This window comes from Paenibacillus flagellatus (assembly GCF_003217775.1).
Lineage (GTDB): Bacteria > Bacillota > Bacilli > Paenibacillales > NBRC-103111 > Paenibacillus_AB > Paenibacillus_AB flagellatus.
The window spans coordinates 45126-58689 of record NZ_QJVJ01000006.1 but is presented as its reverse complement, the minus strand read 5'-3'; the positions used below and the strand labels follow the sequence as shown (position 1 = coordinate 58689).

The 13564-nt window shown below is 58.9% G+C and carries 8 protein-coding genes; 4 read left to right on the top strand and 4 right to left on the bottom strand.

Annotation, left to right across the window (positions count from 1 at the left end; all coding sequences use genetic code 11):
* Positions 1-150: 150 nt before the first annotated feature.
* Positions 151-1413: an MDR family MFS transporter gene (locus DLM86_RS14525; RefSeq protein WP_211326536.1), complete on the bottom strand. Its 1263-nt coding sequence runs from the start codon at positions 1411-1413 to the stop codon at positions 151-153.
* A 329-nt stretch (positions 1414-1742) separates the two neighbouring features.
* Positions 1743-3446 (bottom strand): DUF4855 domain-containing protein, encoded by a 1704-nt coding sequence (locus DLM86_RS14520; protein ID WP_158289476.1) that lies wholly within the window; start codon positions 3444-3446, stop codon positions 1743-1745.
* 241 nt (positions 3447-3687) lie between these two features.
* Here DLM86_RS14520 and DLM86_RS14515 point away from each other — a divergent pair, with 241 nt between their 5' ends.
* The 4 genes from DLM86_RS14515 (at position 3688) to DLM86_RS14500 (ending at position 9723) form a co-directional block, all read left to right on the top strand.
* On the top strand, positions 3688-6033 hold the full coding sequence (locus DLM86_RS14515) for a helix-turn-helix domain-containing protein (RefSeq protein WP_110840761.1): 2346 nt from the start codon (positions 3688-3690) through the stop codon (positions 6031-6033).
* A 188-nt stretch (positions 6034-6221) separates the two neighbouring features.
* The gene (locus DLM86_RS14510) at positions 6222-7898 is read left to right on the top strand and encodes an extracellular solute-binding protein (protein ID WP_110840760.1); all 1677 of its coding nucleotides are present in this window, start codon (positions 6222-6224) and stop codon (positions 7896-7898) included.
* Positions 7899-7926: 28 nt separating this feature from the next.
* Positions 7927-8823 (top strand): ABC transporter permease, encoded by an 897-nt coding sequence (locus DLM86_RS14505; RefSeq protein ID WP_245954599.1) that lies wholly within the window; start codon positions 7927-7929, stop codon positions 8821-8823.
* A 15-nt stretch (positions 8824-8838) separates the two neighbouring features.
* A complete protein-coding gene (locus DLM86_RS14500; RefSeq protein WP_110840759.1) occupies positions 8839-9723 on the top strand; it encodes a carbohydrate ABC transporter permease in 885 nt (294 codons plus the stop codon).
* Positions 9724-9784: 61 nt separating this feature from the next.
* On the opposite strand, the gene DLM86_RS14495 is transcribed toward DLM86_RS14500, so the two are convergent.
* Together DLM86_RS14495 and DLM86_RS14490 are read right to left on the bottom strand one after the other, a co-directional pair.
* On the bottom strand, positions 9785-11620 hold the full coding sequence (locus DLM86_RS14495; RefSeq protein WP_110840758.1) for an FAD-dependent oxidoreductase: 1836 nt from the start codon (positions 11618-11620) through the stop codon (positions 9785-9787).
* 296 nt (positions 11621-11916) lie between these two features.
* Complete coding sequence (locus tag DLM86_RS14490; RefSeq protein WP_110840757.1) at positions 11917-13497, bottom strand: extracellular solute-binding protein; 1581 nt, start codon at positions 13495-13497, stop codon at positions 11917-11919.
* Between the last annotated feature and the right edge of the window lie 67 nt (positions 13498-13564).

Here is a 13564-nt window from a genome sequence, read left to right as displayed (position 1 = left end):
AAACCGGACAAGAGGAATACGGCAGCGATTGAGCGTCGTAAAGGAATTACCATCGTTTTCATGCTTTAAACACCTGTAATCAACAGAAAAAACCTCGGGAAATATTCTTTTCTCGGCATCCTTCCGTTTGTTCTTTATTTGATGGTTTTGTTACGGGGGCCCGGAATCCGCTGCTTCCGGATGCTCCGTATTCATTCTAAACAATTGAACGTAAAGAGCCACGCTGATGAGCGAAAATATCAAAATCATACTGAAAATGCCCATAGGCGGCACCCAACTCGACACGAACACGGTCACAGGCGCCAGGAATTTGCCGATCGTGTTTTGCAAACTGTCCGCTCCCATATACTGGCCTCTTGCATGCTCAGGGGCATAGCGGCTGATGAAGCTTAGGGTTACCGGGGTTCGTACGATTTCGCCGAAGGTGAAAACAATCGTAATAACGAATAGGAACCAAATATTGGAGTTCAATCCGATGGCGAACGTGCCTATCCCGGAAAGGAAGGAGGATAAGATGAAGACATCGCGCTCCTTCCAATTGTGGAACCATTTCGTAACAGGCCAAATAAACAGGACGAACAGCAACCCGTTGAACCCGACCAGCCATCCGTAGATTTCCGCGCCGGACAATACGGGGGAGAGGCCTGTCCAAGGAAAAAGAGGCTGGGAGGGCACCTCGTCGATAACATATACCGGCATATACAGATCGAGCTGCATAATCGGGATGAGCGAGAAGATCCCCGCCAACATATAGGTGAGGAATACTTTATCCCGAAATATAATCCCGTATCCCTTCCATTGTTCCTTGAATACCGTTGTAAGAAAATGCGGTCCCTTCGGGAGTTTGGCGGAAGGGGGCGATGTTTCATGGACCATGAAATAGATGGCGATGAAGTACAGCAGCATCACAACGGTGCAGGTCCATAATAGTTCATCCCGATAGTGAAAGAAGAAGACGGCACCGAGGGCAGGCCCAAGCACAGCGCCAATGTTATTAGCCGTCATAAAGGTTGCGAAGACTTGACGCCTGTCCTGTGCGGGAACGAGGTCCGCCACCATAGCGGAGCTTGCGGGCTTATAGATGGCTCCGCCCAGCCCAAGGCCGATAAATGCGAAAAATTCCATCCAATGGGAAGACGAAACGGCAAACAAAGCGAACATGACGGTCTGAAGCAAAGCGCCGATCAGCATGACAGGGCGCCGTCCGGCCCAGTCGGTTACTGCTCCCCCCAGCAGACTGCCGAGCATACTGACGATCGGAGGGATAGTCATGAGCAGTCCTGCAACATGATTGCCCATTGCTGATCCGAAATAGACGGTAATGAACGGAAAGTACATCCAAAAGAGCATGTTGAACAGCCCGTCACCGATGAGACGGACCTTCAAATTGATGTTCCATAAACGGATTGGCACCATATTCTCCTCACATTGTCGCATCGATTCATGCGGAGTTGACATTCTGTACTAAGGGTAACGTTCCGGCCGGGTATACAAAAATATAGACGATATTTCAGATAAAATATAGACTTATAATGGCCGCTAGTTTATACTAATAATATGAAAGCCGAATAGCGGCTGTCTTTATTCATAAGTATTATGAACCGAACGTTTGTTCGATTAAAGCGAAGGCGCCCCTTTTCAGGGGCGCCTTTTTTTATACCGAAAACGAAACGGCCGCTTCTCGAAAAGCGGCCGCCATCCTTCCTGGCACGATTCGTTATCGTGAAGTCATCCTTTACCCGCTACTGCTTCGTATACGTTCCCTTCACGAACCGGTACGTCCAATCGTACGTGGCCCTGGCTTCGGGCAGGGCGCTGCGCGCACCCTTAAGGTACGCCTCCGCGCCTTGGTAATACGCCCGGAACGCGCCCGTCATGTAGCCGTACTCGACACCGCCGTTCAAGTAGGCGGTGTAGCGCCTGCGCCAGCTGTCCCCGTCGGACGCGGGCGCTCCAGGACGGAGCATCCGCTCGTTCGTCTCGAGCTCGATGCCGATGCCGTACCGCTTGCCGTACCCGGCCGCCGCTTCGATGCGCGAATCGGGGATGGACGGCGTGAAGAAATGGTTCGGCTGCATCGCGACGGCGTCGAAGCCGAGCTCCTTCCAGCGCCAAAACCGGGTGCCCTCGAACGTCGGAATCCAGAAAAACCGGCCGCCTCCTTCGCGGACGAGCCCGCCGGTATAGGCGATCAGCTCTTCCTCGTACGCGGCGGACAGGTTCACTTTTTCGCTGAGCCAATACAACCCCCCGAACTCCAAGTTCGAATAGGCGGCGTCGTTCCAACGCCATATCGCTTCCCCGACGTACCAGCGTATCGCCTTGCGCCGGTTTTCGTAGGCGGCGTCGTACCCGATCTGCGTCTGGTTCATGTTTTCCGTCGCGCCGTCGCCGTCGACGTCGCCGAAATCGCTCTGCTTAAAGGAAGGGTACGGGATCATCAGCACGGCTTTCGCCTTGTGGGACGGGTTGCCGAGCCTCGTGCCGACCTCGACGGCGGCCTCGTTCAGCTGGCTCAAGTCGCCGTCCGGCGCGAACGTCTTGTCCAAATACCATTGCCAGTCCTCCTTGTTCGAGGGCGTGCCGCTCTCGGCGAAGCTGCGGGTGGAGGGGGCGTTCAAGCCGAGAAACAGGACGCCGTCGAACAGCAGGTCGACCGTTTCCCCCGAGGCGTTCTCGTAGCCCAAGTACGGCATGATGCTCGGTTTCGTCCAATTGCCGAAGCCGCTCGCGTTCCAGCCGTTGTACAGCAGCGCCAAGCTGCGGATGCCGGCCGTCGCTTCTCCCGGCTGCAAGTAGCCGGGCTGCTCCGGTGCCGCGGGTTCGTCGGGCGGCAGCGTCTTGGCCGACGGCGCCCTACCGTCGACGCCCCATATTTCGATTTCGTCGAGGAACACCCAGTCGTCGGTCGTGAAGGTGACGTTCACATAGCGGGCGAGCACCATATCCGCGTGCGGATTGCCGCGCGGCAAGCCGTCGACCGCCCCGTTCCAGGCATACGCTTGCGTGCGCTTGGCCGGATCGTGCGTCGGAATGCGGCTTTCGATTTCGGCGAGCGTTCCCCATTCGGTTCCGTCCTTCGACACGGAGACCGTCACTTTCATCGGGAAATAGACGGCCGATCCGTTGTTTTGCAGGAAGTTCGCCTTCACTTCGGATACCGACTTCAGCTGCTGCAGGTCGAACGAAACCGTCCTTGACATTCCTCGCAGATGGCCTTGCCAGCCGGGGGAGCTCAGCACCGTGGCCGCATACGACCCGTCCGTCAACTCGTTGCCCGCATCGGGGTATGTAGCCGAAGGGGGGGCCGACACCGAATAGCTCAAGCCGGCGGCCAAATTGGTCGGCGTCTGCGGCGCCTCCCGCTTGCCGTAAGCGGCCGGGGCCAATATCGACAATGCGAGAGCCCCGATCAAACTCGTCATGACCGTTTTGCGTAACGACACGATCATTCTCCTTTCCGTAAAACCGGAAGTTGCCGGATGCCGGCACGTCCCCATTGTAAGCGGATTCACACTGCGCCGTGTAGCGCCGTTTCGTCCGATAATCCCGTTTTTTGCATGTTCTGCAAAAAAGAATAGTTTCCGTGAAAAAGACGATTTGTCCCGCCGGAATCCTCCTTTATGATACTAATGAGGGGAAATATGGAATTTGAAAACAGCTTGACGATGGAAGGAGGGCGGACCTATGCCGCATAAACTGGCGACGAGACTTGCCCGTCCGTCGGAGGCGAGGGACGGAACGTGGGCGGCCGAGCTGTGGCGCGCGGTGCGGCACGGCAAAAGCTCGCTGTTCGCGAAGCTGCTAGGCGGATTTCTCGCCGTCGTCGCGCTGCTCGCGTCGTTTAACAGTTTAAGCTTCGCCTTCTTCACAAGCAACGTCCACGAGGCGACGATCCGGCACAACCAGCTGACGCTCCGGCATACGGTGAACAGCTACGAGAACCATTTCCGCTACGTGCAGAGCGAAGCGGTGCGGCTCTACTTCGACGAGCGGGTCGATTCGCTGCGGCGAACGGCGGACAATTCGAATTACGCCCAAGTGCTGGAGCTGACGGGCGCGATCAAGACGCTTGTGGCGAACGAGCTGCTCCAGATGGACAACCTCGTCGTTTACTTCAAAAAGAACGATTTCGCGATCGACCGGGACGGCAGCGACAAGGCCGATACGCTGTTCGCCAAGTCGTATCGGAGCCAAGCGTACGACGCCGCCTTTTGGCAGCGGCAATTCGACGGGAAGGAGGCGCTCGCGGTTTACCCGGCTTCCGAATTCGTGAAAGGGAACGCGGGGACGGAGAAGCTCGTCCGGGGGACGTTCCTGCCGGTCGTCATGCGGAACCGGATCGCTCCCGATACCGTCGTCGCGGCGTTCCTCGACGCCGGCAAACTGTACGGCGCTTACCGCTACTTCGACAGCGATCTGTTCTACATATGGGACGAGCGGAACGGCATCGTGTTCCATAACGTCCGCGATCCGTCCGTTCAGCTGCCGACCGCGTTCGAGGAGGGCGCGTCTTTCGTCAAGAAAGGCGACTACTACTATTTTTACGGCAAGGGAGAGACGACGGGGCTTACCTACGTGTCGGTCGTTCCGAACGACAAGGTAGCCGCCCAAGTGTCGCGGCTCCAAACCGTTCTCGTCGTCCTGCTCGTCGCGGCGGTCGCCGCGAGCGCGGCATTCTCGCTGTTCGTCGCCATGAGGCTGCATTCGCCCCTCCGGGCGATCGTCTCCTCGATGCAGTCGTCGGTTCCCGTCCGGCCGATTCGGAGCGGCGTCTCGGAATTCAAGCTGATCCGCGCCAGGCTGAACGACTTGCTGGAGCAATCGCGCCACACCGACGCCGACCTGCGCCGCAAAAACGACCTGCTCCGGCGATTCGGTTATTTGAGCAAGCTCAAAAGCATCGAAGGGAATATGAAGGAATACGCCGACGTGCGCGCACGGGTCGATTCGGCGAATCCGAACTACATGATCGTGTATCATTTGGCGTTTACGCCGGAATTCCAACGTTCGGGCGGAACGGGACGAAAGCGCGCCGCCGCGGCGATCAAGCAGTATATCGAGCTGCATACGGAGACGTTCTCGCGGGAATCGATCACGCTTCAGATCGAAAAGGATTACGTCTTATCGCTCGTTTTCGACGATCCGCCGGCGCAAACGATGCTCGAGGCGTTGAACCGGCTCAAGCCGATATTCGATCGCGACAAGGATGCGTGCATCGTCACGATCGCGGTTCACCCGCAGTGGAAGCAGCCGGCGGACTTTACGGAAGCGTACGAGAAGACGCGCAGCATGGTTCGCCAACGGCTGCCGAAGGACGAGACGCAGCTCGTCACCGAGTACCGTCCCGATTCGTATGCGGTGTTCTTCTCCGGCTCCCTCGAGAAAGAATTCATGTCCCATCTGCAGGCGGGCAATGCGAATCATCTGATCGACGTCGCCGGACGGATGCTGGACGCCATGGAGGCGAAGGGGGCGAGCGCCCACCAATTTTCCCAAATCGCGAAGGAGCTCGCCGGCAAAGTCACCCGGTCGCTCATCGAGAAGCATATCGACATTCCGCCCGATTTCGAGCTGCAGGCGGTGCACGGCCATATCGACGGATGCTTGACGCACGCCCACTACCGTGCCTTCATGAACGAATTCGCGAGGCGCGCGGCCGAGCTCGTCGCGGAGCGCCAAGCGGAGCAGGACGGCGTCGTCGGGGCGGTCAAGCAGCTGATCGCGAACCATTACGGCGAGGACCTGTCGCTCGAGTTCATCGCCGACAGGCTGAACATGTCCAAAGGCTACTTGTCCAACTATTTCAAGGAAAAGACCGGCGTCAACTTCGTGTTGTATGTGAACGAATACCGGATCGGCAAGGCGATCGACCTGCTGCGCAATACGAACGCCCGCATCCGCGACGTGGCGCTTCTCGTCGGCTACGAAAACGTCAACTCGTTCATCCGGATGTTCAAGCGGATGACGGGCTACACGCCGCGGGAATACCGGAAAAATTTGAACTGCGGGTCGGTCGAGCCGAACGACTGAACCGAATTGCAGCCAATCGACGATTTTGCGGATTCTTCAACGGCGCTCATGATATGCAAAATCGGAGCTGGCGGCGCGCGGCCGTCATCCTATGATGGGGACGGTACATGCGATCGGCGGGCCGGCCCGGGCCATGATCACGGCGCGCCGCGTGTTCCGACAATCTCCATTCCGAAGGGGAGCTCGAAATGAAAACGGTTACTGGAAAATCGACGCTTTATTTGACGTCGCTCCTGCTCGCGGCGGCATCCGCCCTGTCCGGCTGCCAATCCGACGGTGTGCCGGAAGGCGCGGGAGCAGCGGGAGAAGGCGGCTCGGGCAAGCCGAACGCCGCCGCGGCCGCGCTTCCGGACAAGTACGATCCGCCGATCGAGATGACGACGGTCACGTACACGTTCCCGAATTTGAAATATACGAACGGCGACGACGTCAACAACAATCCGTGGACGCGCAGGCTGGAGCGCGATTTCGGCATCAAGGTGAAGACGCTGTGGGCGGTGCCGGCCGACCAATACGCCCAAAAGGCGAACCTGATGATCGCCACCGGCAATTTGCCGGATTTTTTCCCGGCGACGCCGACGCAGTTCAAGCAGCTGCACGAGGCGGGCTTGCTGGCGGACCTGACCGACACGTACGCCCGGTATGCGCCCGACGTCGTCCGGCGCGTCATGGACGAGGCCGGTCCCGAGCCGCTCCAGTCGGCGCATATCGACGGGAGGCTGATGGCGATCCCGTTCACCGGGGTGGCGAAGGAGAGCGGACCGGTGCTCTGGATTCGCAAAGACTGGATGAAGAAGCTGAACTTGTCCGAGCCGAAGACGCTGGACGACGTGTTCGCCATCTCCGAGGCGTTCACGAAGCGGGACCCCGACGGCAACGGCAAGCCCGACACGTTCGGGCTCGGGATGGACAATACGCTGCACTCCACGTTTTCGTTCGGCATCTATAACGGCTATCACGCCTACAGCCGGATTTGGATCAAGGACAAGCGGGACGACAAGCTCGTCTACAGCAGCATCCAGCCGGAGATGAAGCGGGCGCTCGCGAAGCTGCAGCAGCTGTACAAGGACGGGCAGCTCGACCCGGAATTTCCGGTGAAGACGAGCGCGAAGGTGAACGAAAGCTTCGGCGGCAACCGGATCGGCATGTTCTACGGCGCCCGCGGTTCGGCGAACTTTCCGCTGCAGCAAAGCACGCCGAACGTCGAATGGCAGGCGTACCCGATGCCGTCGATCGACGGGGAGCCGGCCCGCCCGCAGCACGACCTGAACATTTTCTCCTACTACTGGGTCGTGAAGAAAGGCGCCCCGCATCCCGAAGCGCTGCTGAAAATGCTGGAACTATGGCTGAACACGAACTACTTCAATACGTCCGACGCCGTCTACGAGCAGTACAACCAAAGCGCGGACAACAATACGATCTGGCAAATGGCTCCGGTCAAAATGTACCGGTCCATCCACAATATCGACGTCTACCGGCGCATCGCCGCCGTCATGAAGGGCGAAAGCGACGCGTCCAAGCTCGGGCCGCAGGAGAAAGTCGTCTACGGGCATATCCGGGAATACGAGAAGGGCGAGATGAAGTATTGGGGCGAGTTCGCGCAGAACAGCCCGAATTCGTCGGGGGCGGTGCTCGACTACTATTACAAGAACAACCTGTACGTCGCCAACCGGTTTTATACGACGCCGACTCCGGCGATGATCGACAAAATGCCGAATTTGAGCAAGCTGGAGCAGGAGACGTTTACGAAAATCGTTCTCGGGGCGCCGATCGACGAGTTCGACAAGTTCGTGGACGCCTGGAAGAGACAAGGCGGCGACGAAGTGACGAAGGAAGTAAACGACTGGTACGCCGACCAACGATAAGGCGGAGCCGGAGAGGGGAGATACCGGGGTGCGCCGCAACTTTTACGCCCAACTGCCTTTGCACCTGCTCATATGGCCCGGTTTCGCGATCGTATTCGTCTACCATTACCTTCCGATGTTCGGCATCGTGATGGCGTTCGAGCGCTATGTGCCGACGAAAGGATTTTGGGGGTCGGACTGGGTCGGGTTGAGCAACTTCAAGTACGTGTTCAGCTTGCCGGATACGTACCAGGTGTTCCGCAATACGTTTCTCATCGCGGTGATGAAAATCGCCGCGGGCATCGCCGTGCCGCTCGTCATGGCGCTGCTGCTGAACGAAGTGCGCAAGGAGACGTTCAAGCGGGCCGTTCAAACGATGGTCTACTTGCCTCACTTTTTATCGTGGACGATATTGGGCGGCATTTTGCTGGACATTTTATCGCCCGCCGACGGAATCGTCAACCAACTGATCGAGGCGCTCGGCTTGAAGCCCGTATTTTTCCTCGGCGACAACCGATGGTTTCCGTTCGTGCTCGTCCTCTCAAACGAGTGGAAGGAGTTCGGCTTCTCGGCGATCGTCTATATCGCCGCCCTGGCCGGCATCAATCCGAACCTGTACGAGGCCGCGGCGATCGACGGCGCGGGAAGGCTGCGGCAGCTGTGGCACGTGACGCTGCCCGGCATCCGGCCGATCGTCGTCCTGCTCGTCACGCTCAGCTTGGGGCAAGTGCTGAACGCCGGCTTCGAGCAAATTTTCGTCCTGTACAGTCCGGTCGTCTACGAAAGCGGCGACATTATCGATACGATGGTATACCGGATGGGACTCGTCGGCATGCAGTACAGCCCGGCGGCCGCGATCGGCCTGCTCAAATCGGTCGTCTCGCTCGTGCTCATCTCGACGTCCTACTATTTGGCTTATCGGTTCGTCAATTATCGAATTTTTTAAAGGGGGGGATACCGGATGGTCGAATATCCGTCTCTCGGCCGCAAGCTGTTCGCCGGCTTCAATTACGCGTTTTTGCTGGCCATGGCGGTCGCCTGCCTGTTCCCGCTCGTCCACGTCCTGGCCGTGTCGTTCAGCTCGAGCACGGCCGCGGGCAACGGACTCGTCAAGCTGTGGCCGGTCGGGTTCAACGCGAAGGCGTACGCGTTCGTCCTGCACAAGGAGGCGTTCCTGCTGTCGTTTCTCGTATCGGTGAAGCGGGTGGCGCTCGGGACGTTGATCAACGTGCTGATGACGGTCATGATCGCCTATCCGCTCGCCAAAGAAGCGAACGTGTTCCGGTTCCGCACCTTCTACGTCTGGTATTTCTTCGTGACGGTGCTGTTCGGCGGGGGACTCATTCCGCTGTACATGATCATGAAGATGACCGGCGTGCTCGATACGGTATGGGCATTGATTTTGCCGGGCGCCGTGCCGGTATTCAGCATTTTGCTGATGCTCAATTTTTTCCGCACGCTGCCGCGAGACTTGGAGGAGGCGGCGTTCATCGACGGAGCGGGCCATTGGGCGACGCTGTGGCGCGTATACGTCCCGCTGTCCGCCCCGGGCATCGCCACGATATCGCTGCTGTCGCTCGTCGGGCACTGGAACTCTTGGTTCGACGGCATCATCTACATGAGCGATCCGGACCATTACCCGCTGCAAAGCTACTTGCAGACGGTCGTCATCCAGACGAACACGAGCGGCCTGGACGAGCAGGACGCGGAGCTGATGAAGGAGCTGTCGAACCGGACGATCAAGGCGGCGCAAATTTTTCTCGCCGCCTTGCCGATCCTGCTCGTCTACCCGTTTTTGCAAAAGTTTTTTATTAAAGGCGTCGTGCTGGGCAGCGTGAAGGAATGAAAACGGCAAAAAGGCCGGAGCCCCGTCCATGGGGCCCCGGCCTCGTCGCCGTGCGGGATCGTCAAGGCGAGGCCGGCGCTGCCGGCTCGTCGGAGTAAATCGTGACGATCCGATTCAAATTGTCCCAATTCGTCTTGTAGCCGAACAGATCGCTGATCTCGCGCAAGTTGACGAGCACCCGGTTGTTCAGAATATGAAGGGGGGCGGCGATCGTGAGCATCCGGTCCGGCTCTTCGCGGCGCGCGTACCGGATTTCGCCGCGGTCGAGATCGAGGCGGATGTGCTGCGCGCCGAACGCGCGGAGCAGCTCCTCGACGGGCGTCCACGTCTTGCCGTCGACGATGACCGGCTTGTGCGCGGTGAACTTGATCTCGGCGTTGTTGAAGTAGACGCGGATAAACGGCAGCGTGCGCGCCTGGTTTTTGTTCGCGAGCAGGGTGATATGGCCTTTGTTCAAGTCCGCGACGTCTTCGGGGGACATGCCTTCGATTTTGTTCGTTCCTTGGCCCGGCTGAAGCTCGATCCCGTACTTCTCCCTCATATGGGCGTGGAAATCGGTCATGATCTCCGGCGTCACCTGCTTCAGCCCGACGTTCTTGCCTTCGAGCCGGGCGAGCAGCACGCCGATGCTCTCCGCGGCGAGCGAGCCGTTCGGCTGGATGCGCGCGCTGCCGTAAGCGACCGGCGTCGCGCCGACGAGCTTGCCCGTCAGGATGACGTTGTCCGCCGCCTTGAGCAAGTAGCTGCGCAGCGGGATGCCGTACTTGTCCGGCCGGCCGATGGCGAACCCTTCCCGGTTGGAGCGGGACCCCTGGATGTCGATAAAGTAGCCGCCGACGCTGACGTTGTCCCAGAACATCTCGCCGCCGAGCAAATCGGACGCCTCCAGCGTATGTTCGGTCGGGTAATGGTTATATTCGCGTATGTACAAGTAGGCGGGCTCGCCGTTCAGCTCGACGTTCTGGAAGCCGGTCACGTGCTGCCTCAGATGGTCGCGGATATGCGGCATTTCCTCGCGGGCGTACTCCATCGCGCGCCGGACCGACTCGGGGTCGTTCGGGTCGACGTCGTACACTTGGAGGGCGTTGATGATGATTTCGCCGTCCTTCTGGTTGAGGATGTTCAGCCCGCGCAGGTTGACCTTGTCCGGGTTTTGCGGCTCGTAGCGGGCGACGATCGGCGGGAAGCCGTAGGCGAGGTTGCCGTCGACGTACGTCTCCGGCCCGTACATCGTCATCCGTTCCGTTTTGTTCATTTTCCAGAACGAGCCGTAAAACGTTTCCCAGTCGACGCCCTTGAACTTCATCATGTACGTCGCGCTCATATATTCCGGCTGCGGGCTCTGATACAGCGCCTCGAGGCCGGGCAGCCGCTCGACGCCGAGCAGCCGGACGAGCGAGGCGTTGTCCGTATTGTCGACGAAATAATCCGCCTCCACCGTCTTTTCGCGTCCGTCCGGCGTCCGGTACGACAGCGAACGGACGGAGCCGTTCTCGGTTTTCGCCCCGGTCAAGCCCGCCTGCGTCACGATCGGTATGCCTCGCGTCAACGACTGGAAGTAGCGGGTGAAATCGTCCAGCTTGCGGATCTGGCCGGCGTAGTAGTCGCGGAACAGCTCCTTGATCGAGCCTTGGAGCAGCGATTTGCCTTTATCGTCGAACGTTTCGTCCAGATAAAGCATCTCGCCGCGGAGCAGCTGTCCGCCGACGGCGGCTTCCGGCTCGAGGACGGCGACGCGCAGCCCGAGCTCGTGCGCGCGCTTCGCCAAGTACATCCCTTCGAGCTCCGTGCCGACGATGACGACGTCCGTCTTGCCGCCCGCGATATAGCGATAACCCGCCCAGCAAATCGCGGCGGCCAGGACGACGGCCGTCCCAATCCAAACTTTATTTTTCACCGGATGCAACTCCTTGACGACATTTGCGCGAGAACAGGACTTTAGCCTCTATTGTACGCAAAAAAACGGGCCCGGGCAACGGGGCGACGCGCGCGCCAAACGCGGCAACCGGCGCGCCTCGGTTCGGGCGGTGCGACGAAGGCCGGACCCGCGTATCCCGCGTCCCGTTTATTAGGCGTTCGCTGCCGCGAAGCGGTTCCATTTTTTTTTTGCGCGTCGCGGTCCGGCCGGCTTTTCGCGGCAAGACGAACGGGACGGCCCGCATGCGCAGGCCGTCCCGTTCCATCGTGCCGTTCTTATTTTATGATGCCCGCCGCCTTGATTTGCTCGGTGTAGGCGTTGTAGAGCTCGTTCCCTTTATACTTGGTCAGCAGCTCCTCCAAGTAAACGGGCCAATTTTTGCCGGACTTGTCCTCGAAGACGGCTTTCACTTGAAGCTGACGCTGGCGCGTGCGGAAGGCGGCCAAGTCGAAGCCCGGCGGCGGCGTCAAGCTGGTGCCGAGATAAGGGGCGGTCGGGATGGCGGCGATCGTTTTGGCGATTTCGCGGTCCCGGTCGGTCTGCCGCGGGTCGACGACCTCCAGCTGGAACACGTTCGGCGTGTCCGGGGTGAAGAAGTCCCAGATCGCGAGCCAGTTCCCCTTCTTCACGATATCTTCCTCGAACGTTTGCGGGTTGAGCGTAATTTTGTTCCCGCTGCGCGTATAGTGCTTGCCCTCCTGGCCGTAGTGGGTCAGCAGAAACCCTTCCTCGCCGGCGAGCCAATCCAATATTTCCGTCGTCCGCCGTACGTTGTCGGGCTTTTTCTCCACGACGTTTTTGTGGAAAAGGAACGGGCTTCCCGGCGCGATGCCGGATTGAAGCGGGGTTGACCCGAACGGCGTGAACGGCACCCAGTTCGCGTCCGGGAACAGCTGCTTCGTTTTGCTTTGCAGGCTTTGCGGGTTCGAGTCGTAAGCGAAATCTTTGCTCGATCCGAGCACGACGCCGACTTTGCCTTGCGCGGCTCTGTCGATATGCTGCGGGTTTTTGTTCAGGAACCAGTCGGGATCGACGAGCCCTTCCCCGATCACCTTGGCGATATCGTCCAGCACCTGCTGATTGCGCGGATCGGTTTGGGAGTCGATAAACTTGTTGTTCTCGATAAAGGTGGAATACGTCAGCCCGTGCTTGATATATTCCGGCCAGTCGAAGCCCAGGGCGCTGCCGCCTCCGGCGGTGGTGAAGCCGAACGTATCCTTTTTGCCGTTCCCGTCCGGATCGTCGTTCGAGAACGCGCGAATGGCCGTCAAATAGTCGTCGTACGTTTTCGGCACGGGAAGCTTCAGCTTGTCGAGCCAGTCTTTCCGGATGTACCATGCCCGGTATATTTCCTTGCTGTACGGAATGGGAGCGCGGACGAACTGGTTGTGCACCTGATAATTGTTCAGGGACGCCTCGTCGATCCAATATTTGAAATAGTTCGGCATGTTGGCGGGCGTGACGAATTGGCTGATGTCGCCGAGCAGGCCGTCCAGCGCATACTTTTGTCCTCCGTCCGAGTTGGCGTCCCTCCACATGTCGGGCGGGGCGTTCGAGGTCAAGTACGTGTTGATTTTTTTGTTGTAATCCTCGCTCAGCCCCATATATTCGACGTTCAGCGTAACGTTGAATTTGGACTCGATCGTTTTCTTTACGAAGTCCGCATCCCCGGAAGGAAGCTGGGCGTTGGCGGGGGAGTCCACGAACCATTTCAGCTCGAGATGGGGTTTACCCGATGCGGATTCGTTGCCGGTCGAAGAAGCCGGATTCGAGGACGAGCCCGGGTCGTCCGGATTCCCGCATGCGGCGAGCGCGCCGATCGCCACGAGCGAAGCGATCCATAATGTTTTTTTCATGTAGCGTATTCATCCCCTTTTGTACAAGTATAAGTCAGATCGTCGTGCGAATCACATCGTAAGCGAT